General features: G+C 72.6%; 15 protein-coding genes. 14 read left to right on the top strand and 1 reads right to left on the bottom strand.

Annotated features, from left to right (window positions below; all coding sequences use genetic code 11):
* Positions 1-33 precede the first annotated feature (33 nt).
* From Pdca_RS19000 to Pdca_RS18945, 12 genes are all read left to right on the top strand, one after another.
* Positions 34-612 (top strand): HAAS signaling domain-containing protein, encoded by a 579-nt coding sequence (locus tag Pdca_RS19000; RefSeq protein WP_125911470.1) that lies wholly within the window; start codon positions 34-36, stop codon positions 610-612.
* A 147-nt stretch (positions 613-759) separates the two neighbouring features.
* Positions 760-1,686: a LysR family transcriptional regulator gene (locus Pdca_RS18995; protein ID WP_125911469.1), complete on the top strand. Its 927-nt coding sequence runs from the start codon at positions 760-762 to the stop codon at positions 1,684-1,686.
* A 151-nt stretch (positions 1,687-1,837) separates the two neighbouring features.
* On the top strand, positions 1,838-3,445 hold the full coding sequence (locus Pdca_RS18990; RefSeq protein ID WP_085912758.1) for a sigma-54-dependent Fis family transcriptional regulator: 1,608 nt from the start codon (positions 1,838-1,840) through the stop codon (positions 3,443-3,445).
* A gap of 131 nt (positions 3,446-3,576) precedes the next feature.
* Positions 3,577-4,695 carry an NDMA-dependent alcohol dehydrogenase gene (locus tag Pdca_RS18985; RefSeq protein ID WP_085912759.1) on the top strand — a complete coding sequence of 373 codons (1,119 nt, stop codon included), beginning with the start codon at positions 3,577-3,579 and terminating at the stop codon, positions 4,693-4,695.
* Positions 4,695-5,636 carry an AAA family ATPase gene (locus Pdca_RS18980; protein ID WP_085912760.1) on the top strand — a complete coding sequence of 314 codons (942 nt, stop codon included), beginning with the start codon at positions 4,695-4,697 and terminating at the stop codon, positions 5,634-5,636. The genes Pdca_RS18985 and Pdca_RS18980 overlap by 1 nt, the downstream gene beginning before the upstream one ends.
* Before the next feature lie 137 nt (positions 5,637-5,773).
* Positions 5,774-6,580, top strand: a complete 807-nt coding sequence (locus Pdca_RS18975) for a VWA domain-containing protein (RefSeq protein WP_232021050.1) — start codon at positions 5,774-5,776, stop codon at positions 6,578-6,580.
* Between the two features lie 178 nt (positions 6,581-6,758).
* Positions 6,759-7,859 (top strand): DNA alkylation repair protein, encoded by a 1,101-nt coding sequence (locus tag Pdca_RS18970; protein WP_085912761.1) that lies wholly within the window; start codon positions 6,759-6,761, stop codon positions 7,857-7,859.
* Positions 7,860-8,310: 451 nt separating this feature from the next.
* Positions 8,311-9,909: a GMC family oxidoreductase gene (locus Pdca_RS18965; protein ID WP_085912762.1), complete on the top strand. Its 1,599-nt coding sequence runs from the start codon at positions 8,311-8,313 to the stop codon at positions 9,907-9,909.
* A 99-nt stretch (positions 9,910-10,008) separates the two neighbouring features.
* Positions 10,009-11,307: a cytochrome P450 gene (locus Pdca_RS18960; RefSeq protein ID WP_085912763.1), complete on the top strand. Its 1,299-nt coding sequence runs from the start codon at positions 10,009-10,011 to the stop codon at positions 11,305-11,307.
* A gap of 10 nt (positions 11,308-11,317) precedes the next feature.
* Positions 11,318-12,550, top strand: a complete 1,233-nt coding sequence (locus Pdca_RS18955; protein WP_085912764.1) for an NAD(P)/FAD-dependent oxidoreductase — start codon at positions 11,318-11,320, stop codon at positions 12,548-12,550.
* On the top strand, positions 12,547-12,873 hold the full coding sequence (locus Pdca_RS18950) for a 2Fe-2S iron-sulfur cluster-binding protein (protein WP_232021049.1): 327 nt from the start codon (positions 12,547-12,549) through the stop codon (positions 12,871-12,873). The genes Pdca_RS18955 and Pdca_RS18950 overlap by 4 nt, the downstream gene beginning before the upstream one ends.
* Before the next feature lie 24 nt (positions 12,874-12,897).
* Entirely contained in the window at positions 12,898-14,340 is a 1,443-nt protein-coding gene (locus Pdca_RS18945; RefSeq protein WP_085912765.1) for an aldehyde dehydrogenase, read from the top strand.
* Here the strand turns inward: Pdca_RS18945 and Pdca_RS37585 are convergent.
* Positions 14,325-14,852, bottom strand: coding sequence for an acyl-CoA dehydrogenase family protein (locus Pdca_RS37585; RefSeq protein ID WP_197719768.1), 528 nt, complete (start codon positions 14,850-14,852; stop codon positions 14,325-14,327). The genes Pdca_RS18945 and Pdca_RS37585 overlap by 16 nt on opposite strands.
* Positions 14,853-15,068: 216 nt before the next feature.
* On the opposite strand from Pdca_RS37585, the gene Pdca_RS18935 reads away from it, so the two are divergent.
* On the top strand, positions 15,069-16,901 hold the full coding sequence (locus Pdca_RS18935) for a flavin-containing monooxygenase (RefSeq protein WP_085912766.1): 1,833 nt from the start codon (positions 15,069-15,071) through the stop codon (positions 16,899-16,901).
* A 128-nt stretch (positions 16,902-17,029) separates the two neighbouring features.
* Complete coding sequence (locus Pdca_RS18930; RefSeq protein WP_085912767.1) at positions 17,030-18,379, top strand: MFS transporter; 1,350 nt, start codon at positions 17,030-17,032, stop codon at positions 18,377-18,379.
* Positions 18,380-18,432 lie beyond the last annotated feature (53 nt).

The following is an 18,432-nucleotide window of genomic DNA, read 5'->3' as shown; positions in this document are numbered from 1 at the left end:
AGCAACCGGGGCCGGGTGGCGGACGGTGATCTCGTGATCGACGAGCCGACTCCGGTCCACGAGCTGGTCGAGCGCTACCTGCTGCGGCTGCGCGCCGCGTCCGCCGACCTCCCCGGAGCCCAGCGTGACGAGCTGCTCGGTGACATCACCGCGCACCTGGCCGAAGCCGTGCCCGATGGGTTCGACGAGCTGACCGCGCGCCGCGCGCTCGACGCGCTCGGTGCCCCCGAGCAGGTGGCGGCGGCCGCCAGGGCGGAGAACGGTGCCGTGGCGCGGCCGGGCGCCGGCTCGGCCCAGGCGTTCGACGTGGCTGCGGTACTGCTGCTGTTGCTGGGCGGGTTCGTGGTCCCGGTCCTGGGCTGGGTGGCCGGAGTGGTGATGCTGTGGAGCAGCCCGCGATGGGCGGTCGCGGACAAGTGGCTGGGCACCCTGGTGATGCCGGGAGCGGTCGTGGTCGGCTTCCTGTCGTTGGCCTGGCTCGAGGCCCTCGGTGCCCGGGGGATGTGGTTCGGGGTCGGGGTGGCGGTGCTCGGTGTGCTGGGGTGGACGTTCTGGCGGCTGCTCAGCCGCAGCCGTGACGCGTTGGGTGGGGGCGCCTGGCTGCCTGCGTAGCGCCCGTCCGCCGAGCCGATCCCGGCCGGGGGCGCCGGCGGGATCGAGGGTCCGCGACATCCGTCGCGATTCCTCGCGGATGTGGTGACCGGTGTCCCGTTGTCGGGTACAACCATCTGCACCCGACGACGGGACGAGAGGTGGGACGTGGACGTCCGGCTGCTGGAGCTGTTCGTCTGTGTTGCGGAGGAAGGCAGCATCCACGGCGGCGCGCGCCGGCTGCGGATCGCGCAGCCCGCGGTGTCGAAGGGCCTGCGCAGGCTGGAACGCCACGTCGGGACCGAGCTGGCGCACCGTTCCGCACACGGGGTCGAGCTGACCCCCGCCGGGGCCCTGCTCCTGATCGAGGCCCGCGAGCTGCTGGAGCGGATCGGCCGGATCACCGACGCGGTGCGCGACACCGCGCTGCGGGAACGGCGGATCACCCTCGGGCTGATCGCGGGCACCGTGTCCGCGGCCGAGCTGACCAGGCAGATCGTCGATGTCTACCGGCGCCGGCACCCCGGTCTGATCGTGTCGTTACGGGAGCTGACCTTCCCCGAGCAGTTCACCGCGGTCGAGTCCGGCGAGGTCGATGTGGCGCTCGTGCGGCCGCCCTACGTCGACGACGAGCTGGCGGTCGAGCCCCTGTTCGACGAGCCGCTGGTGTTGTGCTGCGGTGCGGACCATCCGCTGGCGGAGGCGCACGAACTGACGGTTGCCGAGGTCCTGGACGAGCCCATGCCGGACATGCCGGCGGCCACCAGGGACTGGACGGACTTCTGGCATCTCACCGACAGCCGAGGCGGGCCCGCCCGGATCGGCGGCGATCCCGCCGGGACGCTGTCCGAGCTCTGTCTCGCCGTCGATCTCGGTGGTGTGGTGACCCCGGCCGCGGCCAGTGCCTGGCGGATGGGCCTGGAGCGCCCGTCGCTGCGGGCGGTGCCGTTGTCGGACGCCCCACGCAGCCAGGTCGCGGTGGCGTCGCGCCGACGGGACCAGCGTTCGGATGTGCTCGGCTTCGCCGAGTGTGCCCGTGACGTCGCCCGGGCGATGATCGACGACGTGGACGGTGCGACCCTGCTGGTCCGCTGAGAACGACCCGGCGCCCGACGAGGATCGGGACCCGGCAGCCGAACACAGCCGATCCATGCCACGGCGCCCTGCAGCGCCGCGGCCGGGCTCGTCACCTGCTCCTGAGGTGACGTCGTGGTCGTGGAGGAGCGGGCCATGGCAAGGTGACGACGTGACTCCGGCGCGGGACGACATCGCGGCCTCCTGGCATCGTGCCCGTATCGCCGGGGTCGATCCCGCGGTCGTCGACGTACGGCCGACCGTCGGGGTCGACCGGTCCAGCCGGCTGCAGGCCGCGGCCGAACCGGTCCTGCGGGCGCTGATCGCCGATCTGGCGGACGAGCCGTTCTCGGTGCAGCTCGCCGACGAGAACTGCCACATCGTGCAGATCTGGTCGGGCAACCGCCTGCTCGACACCCGGTTCGAGGAGTTCGGCCTGGTCGTCGGGGCGCGGCTGGACGAGCAGACGGCCGGCACCAACGGGATCGGCACCGCCTTCGAGGTCGGCCACGGCTTCGCGATCCACGGTGAGGAGCACTATCTCGCCGGGCTCAAGGACCTGAGCTGTTACGGCCACCCGATCCGGCACCCGTTGCGGAGCCGGACGGTGGGGGTCCTCGACATCACCATCGCGGACCGGCGCGCACACCCGCTGTTCGCCCCGCTCCTGTCGCGGGCCGCCCGCGACATCGAGGAGCGGATCGTCGAGGCGGCCAGGGAGCCCGACCGCAGGCTGTTCCTCGCCTTCCAGGAGGCGACCCGGCGACGCACCTCGCCGATCGCGGTGCTCGGCACGGATGTCGTGCTGACCAACCGCAGCGCGATGACCGTGCTCGGCGACGGGGGGATGGAGCTGCTCACGGCCCTGCGGGCCGAGGTCGTCGAGCGCGGGTCGCTGTCCCGGGTGCTCGAGGTCCCGCACGGCGGCGGGATCCGGGTCCAGGCCGAGACCGTCGCGGACACCTCGGACGGCGTGCTGTTCCACCTCGCACCGGTGTCCGCCGCGGCAGACCACCCGGGCCGGGGTCGTGCCCCGGCGACACCGTTCCGGTCCGCTCTGATCGCCGGCGAGCCGGGGAGCGGTCGCAGTACCGCGGCGGCCCGCCTGCTCGGGGCGGGATCGGAGCCGGTCGTCGTCCGGGCCACGGACGCGATCACCGGCCCCTCCCGGCACTGGGCCGCGCGGCTGGCCGCGCTCGTCGAGGACGGGGTCCCCGCCGTCGTCGTCGACGACGTGCACGTGCTGCCCGAGGACATGTGCACCGTCCTGCACCGGCTCCTGGACGACGCCGGATCGACCAGGATCGTCCTGACCTCGTGCCCGGTGGACGAGCTGCCGGTCCCGATCGGTCGGACGGTCGCCCGGTGCACCCGCCGGGTCGAGCTGGCACCGCTGCGGGAACGCCGCCACGAGATCGCCGACCTGGTGCGCGAGATGGCCCTCGACACCGGTGCGGGCCGGGAGCTGATCCTGACCAGGGCGGTGGTCGAAGCCCTGTCCGCGCAGGCCTGGCCCGGCAATCTGAACGAGCTGGCCGCCCTGGTCGAGCACCTGGTGACCCTGCCGGGCACCCGCCGCATCGACGTCGCCGACCTGCCCGAGCGCTACCGGGTCGGGCGGCGCACGACCCGGCTCCGCGAACGGGAACGCTCCGAACGGGTGGCGATCCAGCACTGCCTGATCTCCACCGGGGGCAACAAGCTGGAGGCCGCGCGGATCCTGGGCATCAGCAGGACGACGCTCTACCGGCGCATGCAGGCCCTCGACGTCCGCGGGTAACGGCCGGGGCCGTCCCGGGCTGTCCAGTTCTGGAACAGTCCGGGCCGCCCGGGTGGGGCAGTGTCGATCTCGCATCGCCGACGGCGCATACGCCGCGAGATGTTCCTGCCCGACGTCGTGAAGGAGCACCTGTGAAGACCAAGGCCGCGGTCGTCTACGAGACGAACAAGCCGATCGAGATCGTCGAGCTCGAGCTCGACGGCCCGAAGGCCGGTGAGGTCCTGATCCGTTACACCCACGGCGGCCTCTGCCACTCCGACGTGCACATCGCCCACGGCGACCTCGAGGCACGGCTCCCGATGGTGCTCGGCCACGAGGGCGCGGGCATCATCGAGGAGGTCGGCGAGGGCGTCACCCGGGTCAAGCCCGGCGACCACGTCGTCTGTTCGTTCATCCCGAACTGCGGCACCTGCCGCTGGTGCTCCACCGGCCAGCAGGCCATCTGCGACATGGGCGCCACCATCCTTGAGGGCTACCTCCCCGGTGAGCGGTTCCCCTTCACCGGGCCGGGGCCGGTGCAGAACTACGGCGCCATGTGCATGCTCGGCACGTTCAGCCAGTACTCCACCATCCACCAGAACTCCTGCGTGAAGGTCGACGACGACCTGCCGCTGGACAAGGCCGTGCTCGTCGGCTGTGGTGTGCCGACGGGCTGGGGCTCCGCGGTCAACGCCGCGGACGTTTCGCCGGGCGACACCGTCATCGTCGCCGGGGTCGGGGGCATCGGCATCAACGCCGTGCAGGGCGCCCGCTACGCCGGCGCGAAGAATCTGATCGCGATCGACCCGCTGCAGAACAAGCGGGAGAAGGCGATGGAGCTCGGCGCCACGCACGCCGTCGCCACCGCCGCCGAGGCCGGCGACCTGGCCCGGTCGATGACCAACGGCAACGGCGCGGACAAGACCATCGTCACCGCCGGTATCGTCACCGAGGAGATCGTCACCGACGCGTTCGACAACACCGGCAAGGGCGGCACCGTCGTCCTGACCGGGCTGAACAAGCTCTCCACCACGAACATCCAGCTGCCCGGGTCGATCATGACCCTGTTCAAGAAGACCGTGAAGGGCAGCCTGTTCGGCGACTGCAACCCGACCGTCGACATCCCCAAGATCCTCGGCCTCTACCAGAGCGGGGACCTCAAGCTCGACGAGATCATCACGAAGTACTACACCCTCGAGCAGGTCAACGAGGGCTACGACGACCTGCTCAACGGCAAGAACGTCCGCGGCGTGATCGTGCACGAGCACTGATGACGGCTGTCACCAACCCCGCCGGCCCGGCCGACCTCGTGTCCGGGCCGGCGGGCCCGTCGTCCGTCGTGGGCCGGTCCCGCGAGGTGGAACTGCTGGTGGCCGCCCTGGAGGCCGGCGCGCACGTCGTGCTGGAGGGCCCGCCCGGAACGGGCAAGACCACCCTCCTGAGGGCCGTCGCCGCCGAGGCCGCCGCACCGTTCGTCTTCGTCGAGGGCAACGCCGAGCTCACCCCGGCCCGCCTGGTGGGGCACTTCGACCCGGCCCAGGTGCTCGAACGCGGCTACGACCAGGAAGCCTTCGTCGACGGTCCGCTGGTCGAGGCGTTGCGCACCGGGGCCCTGCTCTACGTCGAGGAGGTCAACCGGATCCCGGAGGAGACCCTCAACGTCCTGATCACCGTGATGAGCGAGGGCGAGCTCCACGTGCCCCGCGTCGGCCGGGTCCCGGCCGCCCCGGGCTTCCGGCTGGTCGCGGCCATGAACCCGTTCGACGCCATCGGGACCGCCCGGATCTCCTCGGCGATCTACGACCGGGTCTGCCGGATCACCATGGGCTACCAGGAGGCCGACGACGAGACCGCCATCGTCGAGCTGCGGGCACCCGAGGTGGACGAGGTGTGGCGCGGCAAGGTCGTCGAGCTCGTCCGCCGGACCCGGTCGCACGCCGACATCCGGATCGGGTCGTCGGTCCGCGGCGCCATCGACACCGTCCGGATCGTCGACGCGCTGGCCCGGCGCCGGGGTGTCGAGCCGACGCAGTGGCGGGTGGGCCTCGACGCCGCGCTCGTCGCGCTGTCCGGCCGGATCCGGCTGACCGAGTCCTGCGAGCGGTCGCCGGAGGCCGTCGTCCGGGAGGTCTACGAGGCCGAGTTCGGCCTCGAACCGGCCCCGCAACCCGACGAGGACCCGGCCGGCGGTGATGCGCCGGGGGGAGCCTGAGCCCGCCGACCCCGGCGGGCGCCCCCGACCCGGCGGCCCGTCCGCCGCGCCCCCGCGCCCGGCCGGGTGACCGCACCACGCCCCGCGCCGACCTCGCCCGGCAGCGCGGCTTCGCCGAGATCTCGCCCGAGGTCGGCGTGCTCGACACCGAGGCGTTCGACGCGGCGCTGCAGGAGTCGCCGGACTCCACGCTCGCGCTGCTGGCCGACATGGCGCGGGCCACCGACGAGAAGCTGCGCGCCGCGGCGCGCCGGCTCGCCGGGCGGATCATGCTCGACGCCGCCCGGTCCGGCCCGCCCCGCGAGCGCGGGATCGGGCGGCTGCGGACCGTCCCGGCGGACCGCGGCGGGGACCTCGACCTCGACGCCTCCCTGCCGGTGGTCGCCGAGGCCCGCGCCGCCGGCCGGGCCCCGGCGATGGACGAGCTGACGTCGCGGGCCTGGGCGCGGCCCGGTCTCGCGGTCTGCCTGCTCGTCGACGCGTCCGGGTCGATGGGCGGCACCCGGCTCGCCGCCGCCGCGCTCGCGGCGGCGGCCTGCGCGTGGCGGGCGCCGGGGGAGCACGCGGTGCTCTCGTTCGCCAAGGAGGTCACCGTGCTGCGGGGGCTCGACTCCACCCGGGCCCCGGCCGCCGTCGTCGACGACGTCCTGGGACTGCGCGGGCACGGCGTCACCGGGCTGGCCGGGGCACTACGCGCGGCGGGGGAGCAGCTCGCGCGCTCCCGGGCCGGTCGGCGCGTGGTGGTGCTGCTCTCGGACTGCCGGGCGACCGACGACCAGGACCCGGTCCCGGCCGGCGCCCGGCTGCCGGAGCTGCTGGTCCTGGCCCCGGCGGAGGACACCGAGCAGGCCGCGGACCTGGCCCGGCGCACCGGTGGCCGGTGGGCGCCGATCAGCGGGGCCGCCGACGCGGCGTCCGCGCTGACCGAGCTGCTCGCGCGGTGACGCGGCCCGCGCCGCTGGACGGGCCGGCCGGTCCGGACTCCCGGCCGCGGACGCCCGTTCGTACGATCGCAGGCATGGTGGCGAGGGACGACGGGCTCGACGCGCTCGACGGGGTCCGGTGGGCCGGCCGGTCCCGGGGGCACCTCGTCCCCCTCGTCGAGCACCGACCGGCACGCTGATGCCCTTCGCCGACGAGATGATCAGCGCGGGGACCGCCGAGAGTCTGACCCGGGCGATCGGCGCCGCCGCTCCCGATGCGGCGCTGCCGCACCTGCGCGGGGCGGCCGCGCGGCTCGACGGGCTCGCCCTGCGGGAACGGGCGGACCTGCTGCGCGACGCGCTGCTCGCCGACGTCCCGGGGACCCACGCAGACCTGGCCCGGGTCGTGCGCACCGCCGCCCCGGCGTTGCAGGGGTGGATGGTCTGGCCGGTGACCGCGGCCGTCGCGGCCCGCGCGGTCGAGGACGGCACGACCGCTGCGTTCGACGACGCGATGGACCTGCTCGCGGAGCTGACGGGCATCCTGACCTCGGAGTTCGCGATCCGCACCCTGCTGCGGCACGACCTCGACCGGGCCCTGTCCGCGGTGGCGACCTGGACCGGGTCGGCCGAGGCCGACGTCCGCCGGCTCGCCTCGGAGGGGACCCGGCCCTACCTGCCGTGGGCGGTGCGGGTGCCGGAGCTGGCCCGCCGGCCCGGGGTGACCGTCCCGGTCCTCGACGCCCTGTACCGGGACCCGTCGGAGTACGTGCGCCGCTCGGTCGCGAACCACCTCAACGACCTGAGCCGGGACCATCCCGCACTCGTGGTGGACACCGCCGCGCGCTGGCTCGCCGAGCCCGATGCGAACACCGGCCGGCTGGTCCGGCACGGCCTGCGCACGCTGGTGAAGCGGGGTGACCGGGGCGCCCTCGCGTTGCTCGGGTTCGCCGCGGCGGAGGCGTCGGTGCAGATCGACGGACCGCACCTGGACCGGGAGCTGCTCCGGGTCGGGGAGTCGCTCGGGCTGCGGGCGACCGTGCGCAACGTGGGCGAGGACGACGTGCGGCTGACCGTCGACTACGTCGTGCACCACCGCAAGGCCAACGGGACGCGGTCGCCGAAGGTCTTCAAGCTCACCACCGCGACATTACGGCCCGGGCAGAGCCTCGCCCTGCAACGCACGCACTCCTTCCGGCCGATCACGACCCGCCGGTACCACAGTGGACCGCACGCGATCTCCCTGCAGGTCAACGGGGTCGCCACCGAGACCGTGGAGTTCGAGCTCGTCACCGGCTGAGGGCGGCGGAACGCCGGCGGCCCGCCGCGGGCCCCTTCCGGTGCGGCTCAGGTGCGGTCGGCGTGCACGAACGAGATCACCCTCACCGGTGAGGGTGACGTCGAACAGCACGCCGGTCCGCCCGCCGGGGAACCCCCGGTGAAGTCGACCTCGACGTGCAGCTCCTCACCGCGCGGTGTCGTGGCTGTTGCTCGACTCGATCCATCGGAGATGATCGTGTCGACGTCGCCGTGGGCGCACGCCGCGGAGACGGCCGCTCCGACGTGCTCGGATTCGCCGACTGCGCCTGCGACGTCGCCCGCACGATGAGCGACGACATCGCCGGGGCGACCCCGCTCACCCGGTGAGAACCAACCGGCATCGGGGGATGCCGAGCTCGTTCTACCCGTGACGCCCGCCACCACCCAGCCTGTGTTCACCGGGAACGGCCCCGGGACCGACTGGAGGTGCGATGAAGCACTGCGACTACGTCATCGTGGGCGCCGGCTCGGCGGGTTGCGTGCTCGCCGAACGGCTCGGCGCCGAGGGGCACCGCGTCCTCGTCCTCGAGGCCGGGGGCCCCGACGACGACCTGATGGTCAAGGTCCCCGCGTTGTTCGCCGGGATGTTCCAGGGCCCGAACGACTGGAACTACACCTCCGAGCCCGAGCCGGGCCTGTTCGGGCGCAAGCTGTTCCTCCCGCGCGGCAAGATGCTCGGAGGCAGCTCCTCGATGAACGCGCTGCTCTACATGCGCGGCGCCCGTGAGGACTACGACGGCTGGGCCCGCGACCACGGCGCCACCGGCTGGTCCTACGACGACGTGCTGCCCTACTTCATCCGGTCGGAGACCAACGCCGACATCCACGACGCGTTCCACGGCTCCGACGGCGGGCTGCACGTGACGACGCAGCGCTGGGTGTCCCCACATGCCGAGTCGTTCGTCGAGTCCGCGGTCGCGGCCGGGATCGCCCGGAATCCCGACTTCAACGGCGCCCAGCAGGCCGGTGCGGGCATGTGCCAGGTGACGGCGAAGGACGGCCGGCGCTGCTCGGCGGCGGACGCGTTCCTGCGCCCGGCGTTGCAGCGGCGCAACGTCGAGCTCGTCACAGGGGCCACGGTGCACCGGGTGGTGCTCGACGGGACCCGCGCGGTCGGCGTCGAGTACGAGAGTGCGGGCAGGGTGCACACCGCCGTCGTCGAGCGGGAGGTGGTACTCAGCGCCGGCGCCTACAACTCCCCGAAGCTGCTGATGCTCTCGGGAATCGGGCCGGCCGCGCACCTGCGCGAGCTCGGCATCGAGGTGGTGGTGGACCAGCGCAACGTCGGGGCCCACCTGCAGGACCACCCGCTGACCCTGCTGCACTGGGAGACCGCGGCGCCGCACACGCTCGCCGAGGCCGCCGACCCGAAGCACATGGAACAGTGGCTCGCCGACGGCACCGGCATGATGAGCTCCAACGCCGCGGAGTCCGCGGTGCTGTGGCGTTCGGACCCCGCGCTCGCCGCCCCGGACTTCCAGCTGATCTTCGTGCCGGGCACGTTCTGGGAACACGGGATGCGCCGCCCGAGCGAGCCCGCGATGACGATCGGATTGTCCTACAACGGCCCCAGCTCCCGCGGTGAGCTGCGGTTGCGCTCCGCGGACCCGGCGGCCGCCCCCCGGATCCGCAGCAACCTGCTCTCCCATCGGTCCGAGGTGGACGCCGTGCTGCGGGCGATCGACCTGGCCACCGACATCGCGTCACGGGAGCCGCTCGCCGCGGTGCTCGGTGCCCGGATCAATCCCGGCCCGGGCGTCGACGACCTGGGGTCCTGGGTGCGGGCGGAGACCCAGCACATGTACCACCCGTCCTGCACCGCGCGGATCGGCACGCCGGAGGAGGGCGTCGTGGACGCGCAGTTGCGGGTGCACGGGATCGAGGGCCTGCGGGTCGTCGATGCCTCGGTGATGCCGCGGATCGCCTCGGGCAACACGAACGCCCCGACCATCATGATCGGGGAGCGCGGCGCCGACCTGCTGCTCGACCGCAGCATCGATCCCACCCCACTGGCGGCCGCCCCGGCCTGACCTCGGGGCCCACCTCGCCACGGGACCACCGCATCCGCGCCGTCCCGGGCCCCCTCCTGCGCCCGACACCGAGTTCTGCGAACGAGGAGCGACACCACCATGACCACCACCGAGTCCCGCACGGATGCCCGGATCCCCGACGACGTCGCGGCCGCCGCCGTCCTGCCGCTGAGTTACACCGACGAGCAGAACGTCACCTATCCGGCCTTCAGGTGGCTGCGGGCGAACAACCCCTTCGGCGTCGCGCACGTCGAGGGGTTCGACCCGATCTGGCTCGCGACCACCCAGGAGCACATCCTGGCGATCGAGCGCGATCCGGCGACCTTCTCCAGCGGCCGCGACGAGCCGATGGTGAACGACCGGGCGAGCAGCGCGTTCCTGCAGCTGATGCGGGGTGACGCCCGCACGCTCGACACGCTGGCCTACATGGACGCCCCCGAGCACACGAAGATCAAGAACGTCACCAGCAGCTGGTTCCTGCCGGCCACCGCCCGCACGCGCGAGGAGCCGATCCGCGCGCTGGCCCGGGAGGCCGTCGATCACCTGATGTCGTTCGACGGCCGGTGCGACGTGGTGACGGACTTCGCCCTGCACTACCCGCTGCGGGTGATCATGACGCTGTTCGGGGTGCCCCGCGAGGACGAGCCGTTGATGCTCAAGCTCACCCAGGAGCTGTTCGGCACCACCGACCCGGAGGAACAGCGCGCCGAGGTCGCGCCGGAACCGGACGTCGCCGCGAGGATGTGGCGCGCCGCGATCGCCGACTTCGCCGGCTACTTCACCGAGCTGGCCGCGCAGCGGCGCGCGAACCCCACCGACGATCTGGTCTCGATCATCGCCAACGCCCGGGTCGACGGGGAGCTGCTGCCGGACTCCTTCGTCGTCGGCTACTGCGTGGCGATCGCCACGGCCGGGCACGACACCACGGCGTCGACCATCGCCGGTGCCGTCCAGGCACTGGCCCAGTTCCCCGATCAGCTTCGGCTGGTGAAACAGGACCCGGCGCTGATCGGCGGGCTGGTCGACGAGGCACTGCGGTGGGTCTCCCCGGTGAAGCACTTCCAGCGCGTCGTCGCCCGCGACGTCGAGTTCGCGGGCCGGCAGCTGACCGAGGGCGACCACATCATGCTGCTCTACCCGTCGGCGAACCGGGACGAGGCGGTGTTCGAGAACCCCGACGTCTTCGACATCACGCGGCGGCCGAACCGGCACATCGCCTTCGGGTTCGGACCGCACATGTGCATCGGGCAGCACGTCGCCAAGCTGGAGATGCGGATCCTGTTCGAGGAACTGCTGCCCCGGATCGAGTCGTTCGGCATCGACGGGACCGCGAAGTACGGCGCGGCGAATTTCCTGTCCGGGCTCAAGACGCAGCCGATCACCTTCACGAAGGCCTGATCCGCGCGCGATGATCGACGACTCCGTGCGGGTGGCCGTGGTGGGGGCGGGGCACGGCGGCACGACCGTCGCGGCCCTGCTCCGCCAGCACGGCTTCGGTGGCCCCGTCACCCTGGTCGGAGCGGAACCGCACCCGCCCTATCACCGGCCGCCGCTGTCGAAGAGCGCCGGCGGCGCGCTCGAACCGCTCCGGCCGGAGGCGTTCTACGCCGAGCAGCGCATCGGGCTCACCCTCGGCGCGACGGTGCGGGCGCTCGACGCCCGCGAGTCGGTGCTGCTGCTCGACGACGGGTCCCGCCTGGTCTCCGACGTGGTGGTGCTCGCGCTCGGCGCCCGGCCGCGGCGGTTGCAGGTTCCGGGTGCGGACCTGCCGGGCGTGCACACGCTGCGCACGGTCGACGACGCCCGGGCGCTGACCGGTGAGCTCGGCCCGGGCCGGAGCCTGGTCGTGGTCGGCGGCGGCTACATCGGACTGGAGATCGCCTCGACCGCGCGGCGCCTCGGCGCGGAGGTGACCGTGGTGGAGGTCGCGGAGCGGGTGCTGGGCCGCAGTGCCGGCGCCGAGCTCGCGGATCGGCTCACCGCCCGGCACCGTGCGCAGGGCACGCGGATCCTGACCGGTACCGCCGTCGCGGGTCTCACACCCGCGCCGGACGGGCGGGTCGGCGCCGTCGTGCTCGACTCGGGCCGGTCGCTGCCCTGCGACGTCGTGCTGGTCGGGATCGGGGCGCAACCGTGCGACGAACTGGCCCGGTCGGCGGGCCTGGAGTGCGACGGCGGGGTGCTGGTCGACGAGCGGGGCCGCACCTCCGCGCCCGGTGTGTGGGCGGTCGGCGACATGACCCGCCGCCCGCTCGCCGGCCGGTCGGGCCGGTTCCGGCTGGAGAGCATTCCGAGCGCTGGGGAGCAGGCCAAGCAGGTGGTGGCCGACCTGCTGGGGCTGCCGGCCCCCGCTCCCGAGGTGCCGTGGTTCTGGTCCGATCAGTTCGACCTGAAGCTCAAGATCGCGGGTCTGGTGGGGCTCGGCGAGACGACCGTGGTCCGCGGCGACCTCGACGGCGGCCGGTTCGCGGTCTTCCATCTCGACGGTGCGGGCCGGGTGGTGGCCGTCGAGACCGTCAATTCCCCCGGCGAGTTCATGGCCGGGAAGAAGTGGATGGCGGCGGGCTCGGTGGTGCGTCCCGACGCACTGGCCGACGCGTCGGCGCCGTTGCGTGAGTCGATCGTCGAAGGAGCCACGTGAACCTCATCAAGATCACCTTCCAGGACGCCGCCAGCGGAGCCCGGACCGTCGAGGTCGAGCCGAACGGCACGGTCATGGAGGCGGCGGTGCTCAACAACGTCGCGGGCATCGTCGCGGAGTGCGGCGGCGGATGCTCCTGCGCCACCTGCCACGTCCACGTCGACGAGCAGTGGATCGACCGGCTCCCCGCGCCCGCCCCGGAGGAGGGCGATCTCGTCGAGTTCCTCGACGGCGCCGGACCGACCTCCCGGCTGTCCTGCCAGCTCGAACTCACCCCGCAGCTCGACGGGCTGGTCGTCCGCACCCCGCACGCACAGGGCTGAGAACCGTTCGAGGAAAGGCACACCATGACAGGGCACGACAGGCTCTACATCGGCGGCGAATGGGTCGCCCCCGCAGGCACCGGCACCCTCACGGTGGTCTCGCCGTCGACCGAGGAGGTCCTCGGCGCGGTGCCCGAGGGCACCGAGGCCGACGTCGACCGCGCGGTGGACGCCGCCCGCACGGCGTTCGACGACCCGCAGGGCTGGTCGACCTGGACCCCGCAGGCCCGCGCCGAGGTGCTCGAGCGGTTCGCCGTCGCCCTCGACGCCAGTGCCGCGGCCACCGCGCAGGCGGTCAGCAGCCAGAACGGCATGCCGATCCGGATCGCGCAGGCGTTGGAGTCGGTGTTCCCGGCACTGCTGCTGCGCTACTACGGGACGCTGGTCGCGAACCGGGGCACGGAGGAACGCCGGGACGCGATGTTCGGCGGCACGACGATCGTGCGGCGGGAGCCGGTCGGGGTGGTCGCGGCCATCGTGCCGTGGAACTTCCCGCAGGCGCTGGCCTTCGTGAAGATCGCCCCGGCGCTCGCCGCCGGCTGCACGGTCGTGGTCAAGCCGGCCCCGGAGACCGTGCTGGACTCGTGGGTGATGGCCGAGGCCGCGCAGGCGGCCGGCCTGCCGCCGGGCGTGCTCAGCATCGTTCCTGCCGGCCGCGAGGTCGGGGCACACCTGGTCGCGCACCCCGGTGTGGACAAGGTCGCCTTCACCGGATCGAGCGCGGCGGGCCGTGCCATCGCCGAGACCTGCGGCCGGCTGTTGCGCCCGGTCACCCTGGAGCTCGGTGGCAAGTCCGCGGCGATCGTGCTCGACGACGCCGACCTGACCGCGCACTCCGAGGCTCTGTTCGGGGCGACCCTGCTGAACAACGGGCAGACCTGCTTCCTCGGTACCCGCGTGCTGGCCCCCCGCTCGCGGTACGCCGAGATCGTCGAGCAGGTCTCCGCACTGGCGAGTGGGCTCGTGATCGGCGACGCCCTGGACCCGGCAACCCAGATCGGTCCGCTGGTCTCCGCCCGGCAGCGCGACCGGGTGGAGACCTACATCGCCAAGGGCCTCGCCGACGGGGCCCGGGTCACCGCCGGTGGTGGCCGGCCGGCCGACCGTGACCGTGGCTTCTTCGTCTCGCCCACGGTGTTCGCCGACGTCGACAACAACCACACGATCGCCCAGGAGGAGATCTTCGGCCCGGTGCTCGCGGTGATCCCCTACACCGACACCGACGACGCGGTCCGGATCGCCAACGACAGCGACTACGGTCTCGGCGGGTCGGTGTGGAGCAGCGATCCGGAGCGGGCCACCGCGGTGGCCCGCCGGGTGCGGACGGGCTCGATCGGCATCAACTCCTACGTCAACGACCCGGTGTCGCCGTTCGGCGGGGTCAAGGCGAGCGGACTGGGCCGCGAGATGGGCCCCGAGGGTCTGGCCGGCTACGAGGTCCTCACGTCCATCTACGCGGCACCCTGAGCGGCCCCGGGAGCGGAGGCCGCCGCCTCCGCTCCCGGGTGCCTCAGAACCCGGCGGGATCGAAGTCCGGTGTGGCCCGGTCCAGGCTCTCCAGCAGTCCGAACCAGGCCGTGGGTTCCCTCGTGGATCGGGTTGAGCCGGTTGTCCCGGTAGTGCTGCTCGACGTCGTACTCGCGGGTGTAGCCGTAGCCGCCGTGGATCTGGATGGCGAGGTCGTTCGCCGCCGGGCACCACTGCGAGGGCCTGCTCTTCGCGATCGGGGTGGGGACGTCGAGCAGCAGCGCCGCGTGTGCTCGCTGCCCGGGGTCGGGGGCTGTGCGCTCGTCGTCGATCAGGAGTCCACAGTAGAGGGGCAGGCCGCGGTTCTCGGCGCCGACCAGGTAGCCGAGGGCCTCGCCGACCGCCGAGACGGCCTCGCGGACGGTCAGCGCCTGCACGTCCAGCCAGTCGTGGAGCTGGAAGTCCAGATCGGCCCGGGAGAGCAGGAGGCGGGCGCTGCGGGGGACGGTCATCGTCGCTCCGATCGGGAAGGGGACACGTATCCGGCGAACGGACAGCGGGCCGGGCCCGGCGCGGGAGAGCCGCCGGCCGTGTCGCGGCGCGACGCATGTCTCGGTCGGTCGCGACCGCGGTCGCTACGCCCGTGCGGCGGCCCTCGCTTGACTGGCGGCACGGGTGCGGCGCCGCACGTGGGGCGGCACCCGACCCGCACGGCGAGAGGAACAACGATGTCGCACGACGCGCTTGTCGGGCAGCTCGACTTCGATCCGGACGCACTCAAGCGCCGCTACGACGCGGAGCGCGACAAGCGCATCCGGCCCGAGGGACAGGGCCAGTACGTCGGCACGGGCGGGAAGTTCGCCGCCTACGGCAGGGACCCGTGGGCGGACCCGGACTTCCGGCGGGAGCCGATCCGCGACCACACGACGGTGATCGTCGCCGGTGGCGGTTTCGGTGGTCTGCTGATGGGCGCCCGGCTGCGCGACGCCGGCGTCACCGACGTCCGGATCATCGAGATCGGCGGCGACTTCGGCGGCACCTGGTACTGGAACCGTTATCCCGGGGCCATGTGCGATCTCGAGGCGCACATCTACCTGCCGCTGCTCGAGGAGCTCGACTACGCCCCCCGGCACCGCTACTCCTACGCGCCGGAGATCCTGGAGCACAGCCAGCGGATCGGGAAGGCGTACGGCCTCTACGACAAGGCCCTGTTCCAGACGACGATCACCGGAGCGGACCGGCGGGAGGACCGCTGGTTGCTCACCACCGACCGCGGCGACGAGCTGACCGCGGACCACCTGGTGCTGGCCTGCGGGCGGCAGAGCCTGCCGAAGCTGCCGAACCTGCCCGGCATCGACCGGTTCGCGCCGCACACCTTCCACTCCAGCCGGTGGGACTACGCCTACACCGGCGGGGACGCCGCGCAACCGGACCTGACGAAGCTGCGGGACAAGCGCGTCGGCATCATCGGCACCGGGGCCACGGCGATCCAGATCGTGCCGGAGGTCGCGAAGTGGGCGAAGGAACTGGTGGTCTTCCAGCGCACCCCGTCCACGGTGGGCGTGCGCGGCCAGTGTGAGACCCCGGCGGACTGGGCCGACACCTCCCGGCCGGGCTGGCAGAAGGCCCGGCGGGAGAACTTCCAGTCCTACCTGCACGGCCTGCGGCCCGAGGACGACCCGGTCGGCGACGGCTGGACGGCCACCCTCGACGTACTGATCCCGGAGACCGCCGACGACCTGGCCCGCAGGCTCGGGCGCACCCCGACGGCCGCGGAGCTGCAGCGCTTCGCAGAGATCAACGACTACCGGGTGATGAACGGCTTCCGGGACCGGATACACGAGCTGGTCACCGATCCGGCCACCGCCGACGCGCTCACCCCCTGGTACCGCTGGTGGTGCAAGCGGCCCTGCTTCCATGACGACTACCTGCCCGCGTTCAACCGGGACAACGTCAGGCTCGTCGACACCGCCGGTCAGGGGGTCTCGGGCTTCACCGAGACCGCGGTCCGGGTGGGGACGGACGAGTACGAGGTCGACTGCCTGATCTTCGCGACGGGTTTCGAGGCCGCCATCCCCTACACCCGGCTCGCCGGTTTCGACATCACCGCGCGCGGCGTCGCACTGTCGGAGCACTGGCGCGATCAGGTCCGCACGCTGCACGGCGTGGCCACCGACGGGTTCCCGAACCTGTTCTTCGTAGGCGGGAACGTGCAGACCGCGATGGCGGTCAACGCCGTCCACCTGCTCGACGAGCTCGCCGAGCACGTCGCGTACGTCATCGCCCGGAGCCGGGAGCAGGGACTGGTCTCGGTGGAACCGGAGCCGTCCGCCGTCGACGACTACGTCGCGGAGATCGTCGGCTCGGCCCGCAACGAGGCGACCTACGCGTTCCTCGCCGAGTGCACCCCGGGCTACTACAACGGCGAGGGCAACGCCCGGTCCGGTGAGGACCTGTTCTCCGGCGCCCGCTACGGCGACGGCGCACTCGCCTACTACGACCTGCTGGCCCGATGGCGGGCCGAGGGCTCGATGCCGGGCATGACCGGGACGCCCCGGTAGCCGCTGTGCGACGGACGCCCCGCCGGGGCTCCTCCGCCCCGATCTCGTCCCGAACCGTGGTCCACCGGGACCCACGGTCCCCCTGAAACCGATGGCTTTCCCGGAGCCCGCCTTCAAAGGAGAACGGCATGGACGGTAACGACGTGCGGGCGGTCGGCGGCTCGCCCGCGCAGGCCCGCAAGGTGTGGGTGTCGAGCTTCCTCGGCGCGACGATCGAGTTCTACGACTTCAGCATCTACTCGACGGCCTCGGCCCTGGTGCTCGCCCCGCTGTTCTTCTCGGGGGTGAGCCCGTCGGTCGGGCTCACGCTGTCCTTCGCGACGCTGGCGATCGGGTATGCGGCCCGCCCGATCGGCGCGGTCGTCTTCGGTCACTTCGGCGACCGGGTGGGCCGCAAGAGCACTCTGATCGCCACCATCGTCCTGATGGCGGTGGCCACCTTCCTGATCGGCTGCCTGCCGACCACGGCGCAGATCGGTGTGGCCGCACCGGTTCTCCTGGTGCTGCTGCGGCTGCTGCAGGGCATCTCGGTCGGGGGCGAGTGGGGCGGTTCGGTGGTGCTCACCACCGAACACAGCTCGGCCCGCAGGCGCGGTCTGATGGGGAGCGCGACGATGACCGGGGCCTCGGCCGGTGTGCTGCTCGGCTTCGTGGCCTACGCGATCATGGTTCCGCTCTCCGGCGACGGGTTCATGACCTGGGGCTGGCGGGTGCCGTTCTGGGTGACCGTGGTGCTGTTCGCGCTCGCGTTCTACATGCGGCTCAAGGTCGACGAGACCCCCGTCATGAAGACGCTGCAGGCCGAGGCTCCCACCGAGCGGCGGGAGCTGCCGATCACGGCGCTGCTCACCCGCTACCCGGGGACCGTCATGCTCGCTGCCGGTGTGTTCGTCGGCGCGTTCATGCTGCAGCAGGTCATGATCAGCTTCTTCGTGTCCTACGGCGTGAGCGACCTCGGGCAGACCCAGTCGGCGATGATCAACGCCTCGATGATCGGCGTCGCGGTGTCGTTCGTGGCCATCCCGCTGGCCGGACTGCTCACGGATCGATTCGGCCGGCGCCGCGTGCTGCTGACCGGCATCGGCCTGCAGACCCTGAACTGCCTGCTGATCTGGCCGTTCCTCAACTCGGGGGACTACGGGCTGATCCTGACGAGCTTCTGCCTGGTGTTCCTGTTCCACTCGCTGTGCTATGCCCCGCTCGCCGCGCTGTATTCGGAGCTGTTCCCGAGCTCGATGCGCTACACCGGGGTGTCCATGGCGTACCAGGTGGCGTCCCTGATCGGTGGCTTCGGACCGCTGTTCGCGACGCTGCTCATCGGCGCCGGGCTGAGCCCGGTGTGGGTGATCGGCCTGCTTCTGGTGGGCATGCTGGTGTCCCTCGGCTGCGCCCTGGCCATGCCGCGGACCGATCACGTCGACCTCACCGAGGTCGGGGAGAAGCCGGCTCCCGCCGCCGTCGAGGAGACCACCCGCTGACCGCCGGGCCGCCGGGGCTCGTGGACACGAGGCCCGGCGGTCTACGGTCGTCG

This window comes from Pseudonocardia autotrophica, assembly GCF_003945385.1.
Lineage (GTDB): Bacteria > Actinomycetota > Actinomycetes > Mycobacteriales > Pseudonocardiaceae > Pseudonocardia > Pseudonocardia autotrophica.
This window is presented reverse-complemented; position numbering and strand designations above follow the sequence as displayed.